Here is a 19,808-nt window from a genome sequence, read left to right on the forward strand (position 1 = left end):
ATGGGCGCGGCGCCGTCTCGAAAGCTGTGGGTAATATTAATTACCATGCTACGGGATTTGATAGAAGTCCTCATTACAAACCGGGGCTGATTGTGGGGAATTGACCAGAGAGCGTATTTACTTTAAATCCAACAATCCGCTCGTTTTCAGCTTGGGATTAAACCGGATTTCTTCAGTTACGCCGCGAGCTTTCAGCAGCGCGAAAATTTCATTTTCCACGCGCCGCGCGACATTTTTCAACAATTTATCTTTGGCAATTTCATCGGCGAAGATACCTTCATAATTTGCCGTTTCTTGGGCAGTCATCACTGTTTTGGTGTCGATGGGATCGTTCCACTTGGCCGCATCGGCACCGTTACCCTGGGGTTGGGAACCGTTTTCGGCAATCCAACTTTCTCTAATGCTTTCTAGGATAGTGCGGCTGGGCTTGTCAATAGTTTGGACTTTCAGCCAGTAGCAATATTGGGTTTGGCGTACCAAATGCTGTTTAAGGCTGAGGTAAATGTCGCGAGAATAGCCGACAAATTGCAGCACTTTATCGCTGTCAAAAATCGCGTAAACGCCGATTTTTCCCTGTACAAAATCGGGCAATTTCCCCTCGGAGTCTATGTAGGGAATGAATTCTAAGCTGGCGAGAGATTGAATGTCTTCTGTCATCCGATTTTAGATTTTAGATTTTAGATTTTAGATTTTAGATTAAACCACAGATTAACCAGCCTTTACCTAACTCTTGAAAACTCGATAAACGGCACAGAGGCGACTGGGTTTAAATATTTTGGCTTGGAACATGAAATTAGGCGGGACGTTGACGATCGCAAAATCGGTCGATTGATGATACTTTTCAAATTCCGCAGGCATTCCCTTGGGCGTCTCGCTGCTGTAAGGGACTGGCTGGAAAAGTAACTCGGCAAACTCAATGCGGGAGCATTGCAATTGTAGCGCTACTTGTTTGACAAAGCTTTCACCGGTTAATAAACCGAACAGTGCAGTTTTAGCATCGGGTTCGAGGACAAAACTGCTATCGTAGCTTTCAATAATCTTAAGACCCATTTTCTGTATACTCCTGACAGACGGCGGTGAACGCTTATTGGTTAACTGTTGAGCGATCGACTTAATCCTGAATTTTACCTGAGACTGACCGTTTTAAACGCAGAAGGTCAATCGATTTTAGATTTTAGATTTTAGATTTTAGATTAAAGAATTGAAGCATTGACTTGCGCGAGAGAAATTCGGGGGCTCCTTTATCGGATACAGGTTTTTTATTTCTGGACGGATGAATCACGTGGCGGGTATCCTCGATGCTTTCGGTCAATCGATTTTAGATTTTAGATTTTAGAATTGAAGCATTGACCCCACGGATCAAGTCGGGGGCTTGTATCCTGGATGCTTTCGGTCAATAAAAATACCACAATCAGGAAATTTTGACCACTAGCCCTGATTTATTTGCCGATCGCTTTTATCATGTCGGTATCGCCATCTATCCGACTACGATTAAAAGGCTATGCAGAAGATTGAAAAAGCATCATTCCCAGCTTCCAGAAGTACCCCGAACCAGCCGGACTGGCTAGAATTGGTAGAATACGCCTCTGTTGCTGGTTCAGCTATTGGCACAATTGCTGCAGGATTGTCGGGCCAAATTGTCTACGCTGCCGCCCCCTTAACCGCAGCACTCTCCATAAATCTCGCCAATCGCCAGCGTTTCGAGCAACAAATGCAACAAAAGGCAAATTCTGCGATCGCGGAGGTACAGGCCTCCGTAGAACCTCGCTCGCAGCAAGTTCAGATACTACCTGGAGAACCTGCGGAACTCTACACCGCCGTCTCCGACTTGCAGCAAAAACTCCTGGGCTTGGAATCCGGCGTCATCGCCGAGGTACAAGCTGCCGTAGCCTCCCTCGAACGCCAAGCCCAGGCGCTGCCTGCAGATTCTCAGGATTTCCACACGCAACTGTCAGATTTGCAGCAAAAACTCCGCATTTTGGAAAATAGCGCCCTCAGAGAGCATGATTGGGAAAATGTCAACGTCCGATTTTTATTGATGGGCGAACAGTTAACTGAAGTTAAAACTATTACGGCTCAGTTACAGGAGCGATCGAACGAAGTAGACTTGGATCAAATCCAAGGTTCTCTCAAGCAATTGCAGGACTTGCTCGATCGACCCACAATAGACACAGGGATGCTGCAAACCGAGATTCAGAATTTGCAGCAGCAAGTGTCCGAGTTGCAGAGACAAAATCAAGAAATTGTCAAGCCTTATTTGCAGCGTCTGACTCGTGCCGTGAAGAAACTGAGTCAGTAGTCAGTAGTCAGTAGTCAGTAGTCAGTAGTCAGTAGTCATTAGTTAGTAGTCAACTGTCAACTGTCAACTTCAACTGTCAACTGTCATTGTAGCCTTAACCTTGTTCCCAGGCTCTGCCTGGGAATACATACCCGGAGGCTCTGCCTCAATTACCAATTACCCGTTAATAAATTTTTGCCAAGCTTGCCAGAAAACATAAATCGATAACACTGCCAAGAGCGATCGAAAAGCTAAACTAACAATACGATCGGGCAATCTCGGCAAAAACCGCGTACTCACCTGCGCGCCCAACAAACCGCCGCCGCCAAGAATTAACCCCACAACCCACAAAACATTCCCGCGCGCCGCGTGTCCCGCCGTCGCAGAAATTGCCGTGATGACGATGACGCCCAAGCTGGTTTGAATTGCGGTTTTAATGCTTTCTCCTAACAGCAAAATTTGCAGGGGAACCATAATCACGCCGCCACCTACGCCGAACAAACCCGCTAATAAACCCGCCGCACTGCCAGTAGCAATTTTAGCAAAAGTTGGATGGAATATAATATTTGAATTATTGGGTAATTCGTGATTGGTAATTGGTAATTGAGCATTTTCTCCTTGTCCCGCTTGTCCTCCCAGTTCCCCTTGTTCTAGTTCCGCTTTCTTCTTAGCTGTCAGGCGCTTGCGAACTTCAATCAAATAAATATTCAGCCACAGCAACAGCCCAAAAGTAACTAGCACCAAGTAAGGCGGAAATATCGTCGCCCAATAAACACCGATTTGTGCTGTAATGACGGCAGGAAATCCGATGCCGGCGACTTGGCTCAAGCTGAGGTAGCCCATGCGCCAATTCTGGATGCTGCCAGAAATAGCTGTAATGACGATCGACAAACCGCTAGTAGCAACCGCTTGCACCGGAGCGTAATTGAGAGCCACCAATAAAGGCACGAGCACCGTACCGCCGCCGATACCCAAAAATCCAGCTAGAATTCCCGCAAAAATTCCCGCCGCACCCAACATCAATAATTCAGTGATACTCATTAGTCAGTAGTCAGTAGTCAGTAGTCAGTAGTCATTAGTCAGTAGTCAGTAGTCAGTAGTCAGTAGTCAGTAGTCAGTAGTCATTAGTGAACAGTGAACAGTCAACAGTGAACAGTCAACAGTGAACAGTCAACAATCACCAATCACCAATCAAATTTTAAGAATCATTAGTCGTGCCGTCTGGCATAATTGCCCGCCTCAAATCTGCATCGCGGAAGTTAGTTCGATTGAGATTAGCATCAATCAAAACCGCTTCCACCAAAACAGCCCCGCTGAAATTAGACCAGCACAGCTTTGCCCGGTACAAATTAGCACCGCTCAAATTAGCTCTTGCCAGCGTTGACCAACTCACATTAGCAACTCTCAAATTAGCATTGCTCAGATTAGCGTCGGTGAGATTAGCTCCAACCATCGTTACTTGGCGCAAGTCTGCACCAGCCAAGTTGGCCCCGCTCACCATCGCCCCGCTGAGAATTGCCTGAGTCAGATTAGCTCTTTCTAAAAGCGACTCGCTGAGGATGGCATTTGTCAGGTTTACCGCCTTGAGAGTTGACCAACTCAAATTTGCCTTCATCAAATTAATACGAATCATGCTAGCGTCGGTTAAGTTGGCCGCAAACAAATTCGCTTGGGTAAAGTTGGCTTCGGTCAAGTTAGCTTCCGTCAAATTAGCCTTGGTCATGTTGACTTCTCTCGCCATTGAGCCGCGCAGGTTGGCTCCCATCAGGTTAGCCCCGCTGAGATTGGCGCCGCTCAAATCGGTACCGATGAGATTTGCTTCGCTGAGGTTGGCTTCCGTCAAGTCCACCCCTGCCAATTTCACCTCGCGCAAGTTCGCTCCCGTCAGGTTAGCGCCTTTGAGGTTTGCGTCTTGGAAATTCGATCTGGTAAAGTTAGCCTCGCTGAGGTTTACCCCTTTTAAGTCGGCCCCGGCGAGGTTAATTTCTCGAAAATTTCTTTCTCCGGCCGCATATTGCCTCAGAATTCGATCGGCCTCCATGTCATTCGCCTCGCAATTTTTTTTAAACGTTAGAGTGATGGGTTTTACCACATCATCCCAGATAACCACGGTATTCACTCTGCACGCTGTAGTATCTGTAGAATCTTTGCATTGCTTTCCGGGCACTGCTGTGCCACTCCCTCTTAAAGGGCCTGACCGAAGAACGAGACGCAAGCCCCCGGCCCGGGCCGTGGGGATAAGTCGGTAGCGGTTTCAACCGCCTTCAGTGTTTGATATAATTTGAGTAGCAAGTAAGAACAACCATCTACGTGAGGAATCATTCTAGTACGGAGGAATCCCGGCAACGGAGATATCCGCCTTTGATGCGGAATACTTAAAGGGCAAATAATGGCAGAGTGAGGAGCGTACCTATCTGGCTTTTGTGGTGGACTCAGAAAGCGAAAAAAATTTGAAAGTAAGCGCAATTGCAACACCGCTGGTGCTGGTAGTTGTTTTGAGCGTCTAGGGGGACTTTTGCCTGTCCCTTTCAACTTCGTCTTGAAGAATCCCCCGGCCCCGGCCGTGGGGAGTGTCAAAAATATCAACGCTTCTGAGAAAATTAAAATAGCGTAAAACTCTCGGCACTGGGCAGTCAACAGCCAGCAGCAAAGAAAAACAGACAACAGACAACTGACAAAGGAAATTTTAAAATGCCTGAAAATTTGAGAAGCCAAGCTGTGACTGGAGGCGTGCAGCGCGCGCCCAACCGAGCAATGCTGCGGGCAGTCGGTTTTGGTGACGGCGATTTCACTAAGCCGATTGTGGGGATTGCCAACGGGTACAGCACGATTACGCCCTGCAATATGGGATTGAACGAGCTCGCTTTGCGGGCTATTGCGGGTGCAAGGGAAGCCGGCGCCATGCCGCAGATGTTCGGTACGATTACTATCAGCGACGGGATCTCGATGGGAACTCAAGGGATGAAATATTCTCTGGTGTCGAGAGATGTGATTGCGGATTCGATAGAAACAGTTTGCAACGGCCAAAGTATGGACGGGGTGCTGGCTGTCGGCGGTTGCGATAAAAATATGCCGGGGGCGATGATTGCGATCGCCCGCATGAACATTCCTGCTATTTTTGTTTACGGCGGCACGATCAAACCCGGACACCACAACGGACAGGATTTAACCGTTGTCAGCGCTTTTGAAGCCGTCGGCCAATTCAGCGCGGGCAAAATTGACGAAACAGAACTCAATGCAGTCGAACAAAAAGCTTGTCCGGGTGCGGGTTCCTGTGGCGGAATGTTCACAGCAAATACGATGTCTAGCGCTTTTGAAGTGATGGGCATGAGTTTGCCTTATTCTTCGACAATGGCTGCTGAGGATGCCGAAAAAGCTGACAGCGCTGCCGAATCAGCAAAAGTGCTGGTGGAAGCTGTCCGCAAACAGTTGTTACCGAGCCAAATTTTGACACGAGCGGCCTTTGAAAATGCGATCGCGGTCATCATGGCAGTGGGCGGTTCAACCAACGCTGTGCTGCATTTATTAGCCATTTCCAATGCGATCGGCGTTGAGTTGTCCCTCGACGATTTTGAAACTATTCGAGCAAAAGTACCAGTGCTGTGCGACCTCAAACCCAGCGGCAAATACGTAGCAACCGATTTGCACAAAGCCGGCGGCATTCCTCAAGTAATGAAAATGCTGCTAGAACAGGGTTTGCTGCACGGAGACGCGCTGACAATTACCGGTCAAACTGTTGCCGAAGTGTTAGCAGATATTCCAGCCGAACCCCGCACCGACCAAGATGTCATCCGCCCTTGGAACAACCCGCTTTACGCCCAAGGACATTTAGCAATTCTCAGGGGAAATCTGGCAACAGAAGGAGCCGTTGCTAAAATTACCGGCGTTAAAAAACCACAAATTACCGGCCCAGCGCGCGTATTTGAATCTGAAGAAGATTGTTTGGATGCAATTCTAGCGGGCAAAATTCAAGCCGGAGATGTGATTATCATCCGCTACGAAGGGCCCAAAGGCGGGCCGGGAATGCGCGAAATGTTAGCACCAACTTCGGCAATTATTGGCGCTGGTTTAGGCGATTCTGTCGGGTTAATTACTGACGGCCGCTTCTCTGGCGGAACTTACGGCATGGTTGTCGGTCACGTTGCACCAGAAGCACAAGTTGGCGGGACAATTGCTTTGGTAAAAGAGGGCGATTCGATTACGATTGATGCTCAAAATCGCTTGTTGCAGCTCAATGTTTCTGATGCAGAATTGGAGCAGCGGCGGGCTCTTTGGCAGCCTCCTAAACCTCGCTATACTAGGGGCGTTTTGGCTAAATATGCTAAGTTGGTTTCTTCTAGCAGTATCGGTGCTGTTACTGATTTGGGTTTGGGTTGATAATTCTTGTGATATCCCCGACTTCTTAAAGAAGTCGGGGATATGCGTATTATGTTTTTAGGTTGTGCTTACCGTAAAGGTGGTTGTTTCCTACAAAATACGATATGATTTAGTTTTTGGTAACTCACATGAAAAATAAATGATCAGAGATCCAGAAGATCCAGATTTAAGTTGGGAAGATTACGAAAAATTACTTGCAGCCAATCCAGACAGACCGTTTTATGTCCCTGGCAAAACCTTTATAGAACAGTTTTATAAAGCTCAAGAGCGCTGCGACAAATACGAACGCCGAGCACAACATCACAGTGATTGTACACTCGGAATTTACTGGACTTGTGAAGAGGATAAAACTGATGAATAAACAACAATACAGACTACGTTCGCTGCCAAAAGACCACTGGATACTGGCACTGTGCCTAAACCTAGTGTACAAACGAGAAATGACCCCAGATAAGGCGATTGGTTGCATAACTGAAGCCAATATCCCATTCGATTTGATGTACCAGTGGAGTGCCAAACGGGAGGAGATTGATGTTTTGGCAGTATTTTATATGGCTCGACTTGAAGATATTCCACTTACAGACGAGCAACATCTGTTTCTGTGGGATTTGTTTGGGAATGAAAGCTTGTTAGGCATGGGAGCGGGTAGTATTCGAGACTACGAAAATATTTCGGTTCGCGCTCACATAGAAAAAGTCAATGATGCGCCGCCAAAACCGAACTGGTATGTCAACCTTGGAAAATCCCCGCAAACTGTATCCTCACACTAACAATACCATAAGGTGACGAGAAGGAACGGATTTAATCAATTTATAAAATTGGTATATAGCAACCTTCTTGGTAATTAGGATGTTTTTAATTGCTGAAACCATTGATTTGATTGCTTCTTCCTTATTCCTTTAAATCCCCGATTTCTTCAAGAAGTCGGGGATTTGGGTGTTATGTTTTGTCAACCATCAACAATTAACTGCGCTGATTCAAAAAGCGGCCTGCCATCGACATGGCGTCAGTAATATCTACGTCGCCGTCTCCATCTGAATCTAAAAACGTATTCAAAACGGGATTGCTGCCTTGGGCTGGGTTTTGGGCATTGCTGCCGGTTTTTAGCAAATTCAGCACCAGGGGCACCAAAACAGGTATCATCGCCTGCACTGTGGCGTTATTCAAACCGGTTCTGTGGGCGATATCGTTCACTATCTGCGTCAGTTGGCCTGCGCCGAACAAACTCTGTACCGCTTGCGGATTGGGATTTGTGCCGCTAAATTGGTTGACAACTTGTTGAGCTTGTGCGTCTCCCGACTGCGATCGCACGTTTTGCAATGCCGATCGCACGTATCCGCCCAAAACCGACATTGCTAGCTGAGTGGTGCCCGTATTGACGCCCTGGTTGCTGCTCAACTGTTCTACCGCACCGAGAATGTTGCCCAACTGATTGGGGTTTGCTTGTTGGTTGGGATTGTCGATCGCGCTCAAAATTTGGTCAAATAGTCCCATAATTTTCGCTCCGTACAGTGATTGCTCAACTTTAAATTATAGCAAATCCTGTTTTTCAAGATTATGGAAAATAGTTTTTATTTTGGTATTATCACTCATTTAGTGGGGTAGCGACAGCCAGTCAATCGATTTTAGATTTTAGATTTTAGATTTTAGATTTTAGATTAAAGAATTGAAGCATTGACCCCACGAATAAATTCGGGGGGCAAGTTTCATCGGATACAGGTTTTTTATTTCTCCACGGATGAATCCGGGGGATTGTATCCTGGATGCTTTCGGTCAGTAAGCAATCTCATACCATTTTAGATTTTAGATTTTAGATGGGGAATGAATTCTGACATCCGATTGCGGAGCTTGCTTGCAGTTGCATTCTTTTTTGAAACAGGGATAAAAACGAATAATATCAAATCCGTTAGCATCGGAATAGTAAATTCGAGTTCACTGTTCACTGTTGACGGTTGACTGTTCACTGTTCACGGCGTCAACAGTCAACATCATAAGGAGTGTAACCGGAAATGATATAATTTTTAAGTTTTTACAGTTCCTCTTTTTTTGGGCTGGGTTGGCACTTTCTCGTTGCCTTGGGAATTATATTCACGAGCAACTGGAGATTGTAAGAGCGTATTTTGCATTAAATCCTCATGCTTAATCGGCAGGGCGATCGCAAATTCCGTCCCCCTTCCCACCTCCGACCAAAAGTTAATTGTCCCCCCGTGTTTCTTAACGATAATTTCGCGACCAATTGCCAATCCCAAACCCGTACCTACACCTCTCGGTTTAGTAGTAAAGAATGTTTCAAACATTTTTTCTTGGCTCTCTGGTGCTATTCCCGTACCGTTATCAGAAATTCGCACTATCACTGAGTCGTCGTCCAAGTATTCTGTAGCAATCACAATCCTCGGCGAAAAACTCGGTGCTTCCTGGAGTGACTCCGAAGCCGATCGTTTTTTCGCCTTCTCAGAGCTGGATTTCTCAATTTTTGCTTTCTCTTCCACAGCATCTAGTGCATTGTTGAGAAGATTCACAAATACCTGGTAAAGCAAACCCATATAGCCTTCCACAGTCGGAATATTGCCGTAATGTCGCACCACTTCAATGCCCTGTTTGATGCGGCTGTTGAGAATCAGCAAACTGCTGTCTATGCAGGCGTGCAAATCGACGGGATGAGGGGCTGCCTCATCGAGGCGAGAAAAATCTTTCAAACTTAAGATAATAGCTTTGGCTCTTTCAGCGCCTACTTGCATTGAGTCCAATATTTTGATCAAATCTTCTTTGAGAAAATCGATGTCTATTTCTTCGCCTTTCGCCAGCACAGCGGCAGGGGGGTTGGAAATTTCGGTTTCGTAAGTTTTGAGCAAATCTAAAATATCTTCAACATAATTTCTGGCAGGATCGATATTGGCATAGATAAAATTGATTGGGTTGTTAACTTCGTGAGCAACGCCGGCTAACATCCGCCCCAAAGTTGCCATTTTCTCATTTTGAAGTATCTTGCTTTGTTGTTCAGATTTCAATTCTTCTAGCAACTGATTTACTTTCTGAATCAGTTGATTCAGCGAAGCTGCCAATACTCCTACTTCATCGGTGCTGGTAACTGGTACTTGCAACTGAAAATTAGATTCTTCAGTCACTTGCTGAGCGATTTTAGTTACAGCGGCGAGGGGTTTGGCGATCGCCCGACTGGTGAAGCCCGCCAGCACTGCTGCAACGACGATCGACAGTGCCATGCTACCCAAAATTATTTGCACCCGCAGCGCCTGCGCTCGCAGCACATCCTTCCGCCCTGCATCTTCTTGCACTTGGGCGCGATCGATAATTGCTGCTATATCATTAACCGCCCTATCTAGTTGCAACCCAATTTTATCTCGCTCGAAATTCAACAGCAACTTACGTTTAATACTTTGTTGAGCGGGGTTGTTTGGCAACTTACTAATTTTATTATTAACTATTTCTAGTGGAGAAATATAATTGGCTAGTAGCGAATCCCCAGTTTTTCTAATTTTTTCTATTCCTTCAATCTGTTCTAGATTGTTAGGCTTTTTAAATTCTGAAAACAACACTTTTAAAGTGGAAATATTGTTTTGTAACTGTTGGTATTTACGGTCAAATGTTTGGGGATTATCTAGCCCGTAAATCAGCCATTCTTGGCTATTTTGCGTTCGCAGTAAAGCCACCTGCAACTTATTTAAAAGCTGACTTTCTCGATCGATGTGTACTTGATTATTAGTTATTCGATAGTAATGAGTGCCCACCAACATCCCGACAGCCGTTCCCCCAATCGCAACACAAAGAGCCAGTGCGTACCCACGGCAGATTTTGTCGTGAATACTGAGGTTGCGGAAGGAACGGGCTATGTGAGCGAAATAATTGGGCTTTGGTGGTTGAGTCTCTTTGATTTTATGCTCGCAAGAGGTAGAGAGTTCTTGTGAAGGCTGATTTAGAGGTTTGAGCTGCATAGATGCTAACCTGTGAATAATTCACGCACTGACAATTCAGTCTAACTTAACTCGCTGCTGATTTGAGAGTACCGCATTGATATTTAATGTAATAATTTTTGTAAATTAGGACGCTCTTACCTTGCCTAAGAAACCCGGTTTCTCGTTTCTACTTTCGGAGATTCCAGGAGGCACTGGTGTTGAAAAACCGGGTTTCTGTTAATATAGCGCCCATCTATTGAGTTGCTTCAGTAGAAACATTGTCTGTATTCACTTGTTTTTTTAACAGAGTTCGTTTTCTTCACGCCGACTTACTTGAACTCTATTTGATTTGTGACAGGGTTTGAGCTCATCGCTTGTATTCCATTTATTTTAATCAGCTAGTTTTTCAACAATAATTATAAAAAGATATCGTTCGGGTAGTTCTTGTAGAATAAGGTTTAACCTAGCATCTCTCAATCCTTATACTTGTCAAGTAATTCGCTTACAAAATGCAAGAGTTTTTGTTCATTGCTTAATCCCACCACACGAGATATTGCTGGTAGTTTTTTACGCTTAATATCAGAAAATCCCCACAGGAAAGTAATTAAACGCCTCATAAATTCTCACTTCGGGGAAGAGTGTTCTGTATGCTCTGTATAATTCACAGTAATCGTCAATTGTCAACAAATTTTATCGTTACGGCGCGTTCTCCGAGCTTTCACTTAGTCCAGTAAAGGGTTGAGGGCACTTCCTGTTTTTATCATCTCATGAAAATGATGAAAGAGCGTTACCTGAGAGTTACAGAATTTCCCTAAGTCATTTCCGGCAAAAGCGAACTGTAAGTAAATATAATATTTAGAGAATGTCGTGCAGCTAAGTAACTCTTCTCCGTACTAGGGCTCGCCCCACGCTACGCTATCAGCTCACGTGTTTAAGGCGAAGAGTTTAACAAAATAATCAGCAATAAAACCCTATAAACCCATGTTCAGTCGTACTACGGCTCTCACTCCAATAGAACTCAGGACTGCCATCATCCGGGAGCCCTTGGTGGTTTCGCCCGATACGACGGTGATGGATGCGATCGCCCAAATGAGCGGCGTGCGATCGCTCTGCAACACCGCTAGAACGGCGGATGGTCAACTCGAAGACCTCCACTTAGAGGCGCGATCGAGCTGCGTGTTGGTAGTGGAAAACGAGCAATTAATCGGCGTACTGACCGAGCGAGACGTGGTGCGGCTGAGTGCCCAGCAGCGTTCCTTGGAGAATTTGGCGCTCCGGGAGGTGATGGCACACCGCGTCGTCACCCTCCGCGAGTCCGCCTTCACCGATTTATTTTTGGCGATTAATCTGCTCCAGCAGCACCACATTCGCCATTTGCCCATCCTGGACGAGTTCGATCGCCTAGTGGGCCTAGTGACTCACGAAAGTCTGCGCCAAATATCTCGACCGCTCGACCTGCTGCGGTTGCGTATGGTAGCAGAAGTGATGACCCGCGAAGTGATTTGTGCTGCGCCAGATTGTTCCCTACTGGCGATCGCCCAACTTATGGCAGAGCATCGCGTCAGTTCCGTGATGATTGTACACCCAGGCGGAATCTCTACTGAACCGCTACAAATGCCAGTGGGGATTCTCACCGAGCGGGATATTGTGCAATTTCAGGCCTTGGGCTTGAACATGGAAACCTGTCGGGCTGAGGCGGTGATGAGTACACCGATTTTTAAGGTCAAGCCAGAAGAGTCGCTCTTGACTGTGCAGCAGATCATGGAGCAGCGATCGATCCGTCGGTTGGCGGTGACAGGGGAACAAGGGGAGTTACTGGGTATTGTCACCCAGACCAGTTTGCTGCAAGCCCTCAACCCGCTGGAGCTATACAAGCTGGTCCAGAAGTGGGAAGAGAAGGTGGTGCGCCTAGAGGCGGAAAAGGTGGCGCTGCTGGCAAATCGCAACCTTGAGCTCGAGCAACAGGTGGAAACTCGGACAGCCGCTCTCAACACCAAGGTACAACGAGAGAAATTACTCGCAGACTTGGCCTCCCAAATTCGCTCGTCCCTAAGCCTGCAAACGATTTTGGATACGACTGTGCAGCAGGTGCGGCAAGTGCTGGGCTGCGCTCGCGTCAATATTTGGCGGTTTGAAGCCAATAGGGAAATCATTGTCGTGGCAGAATCCACCGACTCGTCCCTGTCTCTGTTGGGCGAACGGGTCAATGAGACCTGCTATAAGCAAGACAATCCTGAGATTTATCGTCAGGGATATGTTCGCGTCGTACCAGATATCTCCACAGCCAACATATCAGACTGTCATCGGCAGATGCTGAGCCGCCTCCAGACAAAAGCCAAACTTTTGGTGCCGCTACTGTGTGGCGATGAGTTATGGGGCTTGCTCAATGCCAGCGAAAGCCAGCACGCCCGCGCCTGGCAACCGGAAGAAGTCGAACTGGTACAAGCCTTATCAGTGCATCTGGCGATCGCCATTGGGCAAGCCACGATCCACCAAAAATTGCAGAAGGAACTGGTAAAGCGACAGCGGATCGAAGCCACCCTGATCGAGAGCGAAGAACGCTACGCCGCCCTTGCCGCAGCCGCTCCGGTGGGGATTTTTCGCACCGATGCGGAGGGGCTATGCACCTATGTCAACGATCGCTACTTTCAGATCAGCGGACTCACACCAGGAGCCACTATCGGACAGGGATGGCAACGAGGAGTGCACCCCGACGATCGCGATTGGATCATTGCCCAATGGGAGCAATTCATCCAAGGTAACGACTCTTTTGAACTCGAATATCGCTTTCAACGTCCCGACGGTGAAGTAAGGTGGGTTTATGGGCAGTGCGTCGCCGAACTCGATGCCAATGGACATCGGAGCGGCTCTATAGGCACCATTACCGACATTAGCGATCGCAAACGAACAGAAGCCTTCCTGCAAGAGAGCGAAGAACGCTACGCCACCCTCGTGGAAGTCGCACCAGTGGGGATTTTCCGCACCGATCCTGGGGGCAACTGCATCTATGTTAACGATCGCTGGTGTCTGATCACCGGACTCAGCCCAAAGGCCGCCATCGGGGAAGGATGGCGACAAGGGCTGCACCCCGAAGATCGCGACTCGATCGCGGTCGAATGGCAAAAATCTGTCCAAGAAAATCGCCCTTTCGGGCTCGAATATCGCTTTCAACGTCCCGACGGTGCTGTGGCTTGGGTATATGGGCAGTCCGTTGCCGAACTGGATGCAGACGGGCAAGTAGTTGGCTATGTAGGCGCTATTACAGACATTAGCGATCGCAAACTTGCCGAAACCGCCCTGATCCAGAGCGAAGCCCAGAGCCGAGCCATATTAGCAGCAGTTCCAGACTTCATGTTTCGCATGGGTGCCGATGGTATTTATCGGGGGAGGGTGACAGCCCATCGTCCGCTCGACTTCCTGGGTACAGATTTCGATAGGCCTGGTGTGGCGATGGTGGATCTTATTTCAGGAGAAATTGCGACCCGACATCTACACCACCTAGAGCAAGCCTTACGCACAGGAGAACTGCAAGTTTATGAACAGCAGGTGCACATTGGCCCGCGCCTGCAATATGAAGAGGTCAGAATTGTCAAGAGCGGCGAAGATGAAGCCTTGTTTATGATTCGAGACGTTACGGATCGCAAACAGGCCGAGCGACAACTGTACCAACTAAACCAACAGCTAGAAGCCAAAGTCGAAGAACGCACCCAAGAGCTTTGGCAAGTCAACAGCCTGCAACGCGCCATCCTCGATGGTGCTGATTACTCCATCATCTCCACTAACCCAACAGGCATCATCCAGACCTTTAATGCTGGAGCCGAAAGGATGCTCGGTTACAGTGCAGCAGAAGTGGTCGGCAAAGGTACGCCCGAACTCATCCACGATGCAAATGAGGTAATTGACCGGGCAGCATCACTCTCTGCCGAACTAGGGCAAAATATTCCCCCCGGCTTTGAAGTTTTTGTTGCCAAAGCACGCCAAGGTGTTCTCAGCGAAGAAGAGTGGAGCTATATCCGCAAAGATGGCTCTCGATTTCCTGTGTCGCTATCCATCAGCGCCCTCAAGGATGTCAATCAGCAAATTATCGGCTTTTTAGGTATCGCCAAAGATATTAGCGATCGCAAACGTGCAGAAGCAGAACTACAGAAAGTATCGGATCGCCTCGCTTTGGCCCTCAAATCAGGGGCGCTCGGCTGTTGGGACTTCGATCTTGTACACAACACCGTCTTGTGGGATGAGCGGATGTACGAACTGTACGGTGTCACAAAACAATCTGATTCCCTTGTGGTTTACGACATTTGGGCAAGCCGGCTACATCCCGAAGACCGCACCGCCACCGAAACATTGCTCCAGCAAGCCGTCTTAGGAGAGGCAGAATTTGATACCGAGTTTCGAGTGTTGCATCCCGATGGCAGCCTCCACTTTATTAAAGCCTATGCTGTCGTCGTGCGAGATGCCCAAGGCAATCCCCAGAGCATGATTGGGCTCAACTTTGATATTAGCGATCGCAAACAAGCTGAACTCGAACGACAGCAGTTAATTCAAGAATTATCAGCCTTTAAACAGGCCTTGGATCAGTCTGCCATCGTGGTCATCACCGATCGCGAAGGGGTGATATCCTACGTCAACGATCGCTTCTGTGTAGTCTCTGGCTACTCCCGCGATGAACTCATGGGCAAAACCCATCGCCTAGTCAACTCTGGCTATCATCCCCCTGCGTTTTTCCAAGACCTGTGGCAGACCATTGCTAGCGGTCATGTTTGGCGCGGTGAAATTTGCAACCAGGCAAAAAACGGTAGCCTGTACTGGGTTGCCAGCACCATTGTCCCCTTTTTGGACGAAGGCGGGCGACCTTTTCAGTATCTAGCCATTCGCTTCGACATTACCGATCGCAAGTTGGCCGAAGCAACGCTTCGGCAGGAAAATACTTTCCGTCAACAAATTGTAGAAAACATGACAGAAGGGCTGTGCGTTTTCTATGAAGTTGAGGAGTTTCCCTTTCTGTGCTTCACAGTCTGGAATCAGCAAATGCAAGCGATTACGGGTTACACCTTAGAAGAAATTAACCGTCTGGGGTGGTATCACAGCTTGTACCTGGATAATCAAGAATCTCAAAAACAGACGATTGCCGACCTGAAAAAGATGCGACAAAGGGGCAACTTAATCGCTCTGGAAAGGGAAATCCGGCGCCAAGATGGACAGTGCCGTACTATCTCCATTTCCACCTCTATCCTATCGATGGATGATAAACATCTCTATGTGCTTGGCCTGATCCAAGACATTACTGAGCGTCAACAGACAGAGCGAGAAAATCGCCTGTTGAAAGAACGCCTCGAATTTCTTCTAGCCTCCAGTCCCGCCATGATCTATAGCTGTAAGCCCTATGGGGACTATGGAGCAACCTTCATGAGCAAAAATATCGAAGCCATTTTGGGCTACAAACCAGAAGAATTTTTATCGGAATCTGGCTTCTGGGCTAACCATATTCACCCAGAAGATGCCCCTAGGGTTTTTGCACATATATCCGCTCTCTTTGAACACAACACTCATCAGCATGAATATCGATTTTTGCATCGCGATGGTCACTACGTTTGGCTACGGGATGAGCTGCGCCTGGTGCGAGATGAACAAGGCAAGCCAACCGAGATTATTGGCTATTTTGCAGATATTAGCGATCTCAAACAAACCCAAGAAACCCTAAAAAGACAACTGGCGGCAATTGAGGCGGCGATCGACGGCATTGCGATTATCCAAGGAGAGACCTACCTCTATGTGAATCAAGCCCATCTAACACTGTTTGGCTACGAACATCCCCAAGAACTGCTGGGCAAAACCTGGAAACTTTTGTATTCCCAACAGGAGTTAGAACGGTTTGATCGGGAAGTCTTTCCGGTGCTGATGCGCGATCGTGCTTGGGAGGGAGAGGCGATCGCCACCCGCAAAGATGGCTCTACCTTTGCCGAAGGGCTATCCCTCACCCTCACAGACGATGGATTATTGATTTGTGTATGCCGGGATATCAGCGATCGCAAACAGATCGAAGCCGAATTAGCAGAGAGTGAAGCTAAATTCCGGCGGCTGGTAGAAGGGGCTAATGATTTGATCTGGTCATGTGAACCCGATGGCATACTCACTTATGTGTCACCGCAATTCACGACCATGTTTGGCTGGGATGAGCGTGCATGGATTGGTGAGTCGTTTCTACATCTGGTGCATCCAGACGATCGCTCTTTGCTGGTTACATATTATCGGGAGAATCTCAAATGTGGTAAAAAGTCAAGTGATTATGAGTTCCGAGTTCGCCACCGAGATGGCAATTATGTCTGGGTGAGAAGCAGTCCCACACCCGTTATAAATGCTGAAGGGGAATTGATTAGCATCCAGGGAATTTTATCGGATATCAGCGATCGCAAACAAGCTGAACTCGCCAGGGAAAGCAGTGAAATCCGCTTCCGCCGGGTGTTTGAGTCCAGTGTGAGCGGCATGATATTTGCCGATTTTCAGGGGAACATTATCGATGCCAACGATCGCTTCTTACAGATGGTTGGCTACACGAGGGAGGAACTAAATGCGGGGCTAATTCATTGGGATGCCATGACCCCCCCCGAATATGTCCACGCTGATGTTGTAGCGATGGAGCGCGTGATGCAGGATGGCACGAGCGAGCCCTGGGAAAAGGAATACTACCGTAAGGATGGCAGCCGGATTTCTGTCCTGATGGGAGCCGCACTCCTCCCAGACTCAGACGATCAAACTATTTGTGTATTAGTAGACATCACCGATCGCAAACAGGCCCAGAAGGCTTTGCAGGAATCTCAGCAGTTTCTGCAAACGGTACTCGATACCATCCCGCTTTCGGTGTTTTGGAAGAATCGAGAGTCTGTTTTTTTAGGATGCAATCAGCAGTTTGCCAAAACTCTAGGCTTGCCATCTACGACTGAAAGTATAGGTAAAACAGATTTAGATATTTGCCACGCAGAAGTCGAGGCGAACGGTTATTGTGCGATGGATCGGCGGTTAATCGAAACGGGTGAAGCTATATTAGGGATCGAAGAAACGCTAACCCTACCCAATGGTAAACCAATATTTCTCGAAACCCACAAGGCTCCCCTGCGAGACTGCTCAGGTAATATTATTGGTCTGGTAGGCACGTTTCAGGATATCACCCATCGCAAAGAATCCGAACTGAGATTGCAACAACAAGCAAAACAGGAGCGTTTGCTGGGAGCGATTACTAAACGGATGCGATCGTCTCTGCATCTGGAGGAGATTCTCAATAGCACTGTTGAGGAAATCCATCAGGTATTGCAATCAGACCGAACCCTGGTTTATCGGGTTTATCCTGAAGGGACGGGGGCTGCCATTGCTGAATCTGTTTCGCCAAATACGTCTAAGCTCTTGGATATCCTCTTCCCTGAAGAGGTTTTCCCCGAAGAGAACTACGATCGCTATATCCAAGGAAAAGTTTATGCCCTCAACGATAGGGAAGATGAAAACGAGTCAATCTTACCCTGCTTGGTTGAATTCCTCGCAGAAATCCAGGTCAGAGCCAAACTCGTAGTTCCAATTATTCAGAATCAAATCCTCTGGGGATTGCTGATTGTTCATCAATGCGATCGTCCGCGCCAATGGCAAGAGTGGGAAATCAATTTACTTAAACAAATTGCTAATCAATTAGCGATCGCCATTCAGCAATCTTACCTCTACGAACAGGTACAATCAGAGCTGGCTATCCGCAAGGAAACAGAAAAGGCGATCGCTTTACAACTGCAACGGCAGCGAACTTTGGGAGCGATCGCCCAGCAAATTCGCGAATCGTTGGATATTAACGAAATTTTGGCGACTGTGACACAGCAAGTCAAAGAAATCTTGCAAGGCGATCGAATCATCGTAATCCGGCTATTTGACAATGGCAGAAGTCAAATAGTTGAAGAATCTGTGTTGACCGAGTTTCCCGCGCTCAAAAACCTTTACTGGGACGACCAACTGTGGTCTCAAGAAATCCTCAACCACTATTGCCAGGGCAATCCCCGTATCGTCCCCGATATAATCACCGATATGGGGACTAATTGCTTGGTGGAATACGCAAGCGTTGGTCAAGTCAAGTCCAAAATGGTTGCACCTATCCTGCAAGAAGTCCGAAGCAGCGAAAGCCATAGAGGGGTTGCCCCCGGGCAAACCAACAAGCTCTGGGGGGTTTTAGTTGTCCATGCTTGCCGAGAAAAGCGAGTCTGGCAAGAGTCGGAAGCACAACTCCTGCAACAAATTGCTAACCAGTTGGCGATCGCGGTTCAACAAGCTAGCCTATTTGAGCAGTTGCAGCAACAACTCACCGAACGGCAACAAGCCCAGCAGCAACTCACCGAGCGCAACCAACAACTGGGAGCCTCTAACGAAGAACTGGCCCGTGCTACCCGTCTCAAAGACGAATTTCTTGCCAACATGAGCCACGAACTCCGCACGCCCCTTAACGCCATTCTGGGCATGAGCGAGGGGCTACAAGAGCAAGTATTTGGCATCGTCAACCAACAACAAATCAAAGCTTTACAAACCATTGAGCGCAGTAGCTCTCACTTGCTAGAGTTAATCAACGACATTTTGGATGTCGCCAAAATTGAATCCGGTCAAATGGAGCTCGATTGCACCCCAGTTTCAATCAATCATCTCTGTCAATCCAGTCTGCCATTTATTAAACAACAAGCCCTGCAAAAACGCATCCAACTAGAGATTAAAGTGCCACTCAATCTGCCCGACTTATTGATGGATGAACGGCGGATGCGCCAAGTCTTGATCAACCTGCTCAACAACGCGGTAAAATTCACTCCTAGCGGAGGACGCATCACCCTAGAAGTCAGCCGTCAACAGCGCCGGGCCGACCCAGATTCTGCCGATTCCCCACCCCATTTTTTGGTCAAAGAGACTCTGCGAATTGCCGTCATCGATACAGGTATTGGTATTGCCCCAGAACATATCAACAAACTGTTTCAGCCCTTTATCCAAATCGATGGCGCCCTGAATCGTCAATATCAGGGGACAGGCTTGGGGCTTGCCCTGGTGAAACGCATTGTCGAACTCCACGGCGGGCAGGTGTTGCTCACCAGCGAGGTGGGTGTAGGAAGTTGCTTCACGATCGAACTCGAGGGCAGGCACGGGGGCATCGAATTGGAGGGCAGGCACGGGGGCATCGAATTGGAGGGCAGGCACGGGGGCATCGAATTGGAGGGCAGGCACGGGGGCATCGA

The 19,808-nt window shown here is 47.8% G+C and carries 11 protein-coding genes; 5 read left to right on the plus strand and 6 right to left on the minus strand.

Going from position 1 to position 19,808, the window contains the following annotated elements:
- Nucleotides 1–117: 117 nt before the first annotated feature.
- Nucleotides 118–657, minus strand: a complete 540-nt coding sequence (locus QUB12_RS05400) for a GIY-YIG nuclease family protein (protein WP_333305819.1) — start codon at nucleotides 655–657, stop codon at nucleotides 118–120.
- 66 nt (nucleotides 658–723) lie between these two features.
- A complete protein-coding gene (locus QUB12_RS05405) occupies nucleotides 724–1,050 on the minus strand; it encodes a hypothetical protein (protein WP_333305821.1) in 327 nt (108 codons plus the stop codon).
- A gap of 451 nt (nucleotides 1,051–1,501) precedes the next feature.
- Between QUB12_RS05405 and QUB12_RS05410 the strand changes: the two genes are divergently transcribed.
- Entirely contained in the window at nucleotides 1,502–2,299 is a 798-nt protein-coding gene (locus tag QUB12_RS05410; protein ID WP_333138281.1) for a hypothetical protein, read from the plus strand.
- A gap of 156 nt (nucleotides 2,300–2,455) precedes the next feature.
- Here QUB12_RS05410 and QUB12_RS05415 read toward each other — a convergent pair whose 3' ends face one another.
- The gene (locus tag QUB12_RS05415) at nucleotides 2,456–3,319 is read right to left on the minus strand and encodes a sulfite exporter TauE/SafE family protein (protein WP_333305823.1); all 864 of its coding nucleotides are present in this window, start codon (nucleotides 3,317–3,319) and stop codon (nucleotides 2,456–2,458) included.
- Between the two features lie 157 nt (nucleotides 3,320–3,476).
- The gene (locus QUB12_RS05420) at nucleotides 3,477–4,319 is read right to left on the minus strand and encodes a pentapeptide repeat-containing protein (protein WP_333305907.1); all 843 of its coding nucleotides are present in this window, start codon (nucleotides 4,317–4,319) and stop codon (nucleotides 3,477–3,479) included.
- A gap of 650 nt (nucleotides 4,320–4,969) precedes the next feature.
- Between QUB12_RS05420 and ilvD the strand changes: the two genes are divergently transcribed.
- The 3 genes from ilvD to QUB12_RS05435 all read left to right on the plus strand — a co-directional run bounded on the left by ilvD (nucleotide 4,970) and on the right by QUB12_RS05435 (nucleotide 7,425).
- Entirely contained in the window at nucleotides 4,970–6,655 is a 1,686-nt protein-coding gene (gene ilvD / locus QUB12_RS05425) for a dihydroxy-acid dehydratase (RefSeq protein WP_333305826.1), read from the plus strand.
- Nucleotides 6,656–6,794: 139 nt separating this feature from the next.
- Nucleotides 6,795–7,016 (plus strand): hypothetical protein, encoded by a 222-nt coding sequence (locus QUB12_RS05430; RefSeq protein WP_106332686.1) that lies wholly within the window; start codon nucleotides 6,795–6,797, stop codon nucleotides 7,014–7,016.
- On the plus strand, nucleotides 7,009–7,425 hold the full coding sequence (locus QUB12_RS05435) for a hypothetical protein (protein WP_333138275.1): 417 nt from the start codon (nucleotides 7,009–7,011) through the stop codon (nucleotides 7,423–7,425). Before QUB12_RS05430 ends, QUB12_RS05435 begins: the two co-directional genes overlap by 8 nt.
- Nucleotides 7,426–7,618: 193 nt before the next feature.
- Here QUB12_RS05435 and QUB12_RS05440 read toward each other — a convergent pair whose 3' ends face one another.
- Together QUB12_RS05440 and QUB12_RS05445 are read right to left on the minus strand one after the other, a co-directional pair.
- Nucleotides 7,619–8,149 carry a hypothetical protein gene (locus QUB12_RS05440; RefSeq protein WP_333138273.1) on the minus strand — a complete coding sequence of 177 codons (531 nt, stop codon included), beginning with the start codon at nucleotides 8,147–8,149 and terminating at the stop codon, nucleotides 7,619–7,621.
- Nucleotides 8,150–8,676: 527 nt separating this feature from the next.
- Nucleotides 8,677–10,605: an ATP-binding protein gene (locus tag QUB12_RS05445; protein WP_333138271.1), complete on the minus strand. Its 1,929-nt coding sequence runs from the start codon at nucleotides 10,603–10,605 to the stop codon at nucleotides 8,677–8,679.
- A 942-nt stretch (nucleotides 10,606–11,547) separates the two neighbouring features.
- Here QUB12_RS05445 and QUB12_RS05450 point away from each other — a divergent pair.
- Nucleotides 11,548–19,808, plus strand: an 8,261-nt coding sequence (locus QUB12_RS05450) for a PAS domain S-box protein (protein ID WP_333300171.1), incomplete at its 3' end; no start/stop codon positions are given.

This window comes from Microcoleus sp. B7-D4 (genome assembly GCF_036705125.1).
GTDB lineage: Bacteria > Cyanobacteriota > Cyanobacteriia > Cyanobacteriales > Microcoleaceae > Microcoleus.

Coding starts and splice junctions, on each gene's coding strand:
- ilvD (WP_333305826.1), top strand. CDS start 4,970: ATGCCTGAAAATTTGAGAAGCCAAGCTGTGACTGGAGGCGTGCAGCGC.
- QUB12_RS05420 (WP_333305907.1), bottom strand. CDS start 4,319: ATGGAGGCCGATCGAATTCTGAGGCAATATGCGGCCGGAGAAAGAAAT.
- QUB12_RS05400 (WP_333305819.1), bottom strand. CDS start 657: ATGACAGAAGACATTCAATCTCTCGCCAGCTTAGAATTCATTCCCTAC.
- QUB12_RS05440 (WP_333138273.1), bottom strand. CDS start 8,149: ATGGGACTATTTGACCAAATTTTGAGCGCGATCGACAATCCCAACCAA.
- QUB12_RS05435 (WP_333138275.1), top strand. CDS start 7,009: ATGAATAAACAACAATACAGACTACGTTCGCTGCCAAAAGACCACTGG.
- QUB12_RS05410 (WP_333138281.1), top strand. CDS start 1,502: ATGCAGAAGATTGAAAAAGCATCATTCCCAGCTTCCAGAAGTACCCCG.
- QUB12_RS05445 (WP_333138271.1), bottom strand. CDS start 10,605: ATGCAGCTCAAACCTCTAAATCAGCCTTCACAAGAACTCTCTACCTCT.
- QUB12_RS05430 (WP_106332686.1), top strand. CDS start 6,795: ATGATCAGAGATCCAGAAGATCCAGATTTAAGTTGGGAAGATTACGAA.
- QUB12_RS05415 (WP_333305823.1), bottom strand. CDS start 3,319: ATGAGTATCACTGAATTATTGATGTTGGGTGCGGCGGGAATTTTTGCG.
- QUB12_RS05405 (WP_333305821.1), bottom strand. CDS start 1,050: ATGGGTCTTAAGATTATTGAAAGCTACGATAGCAGTTTTGTCCTCGAA.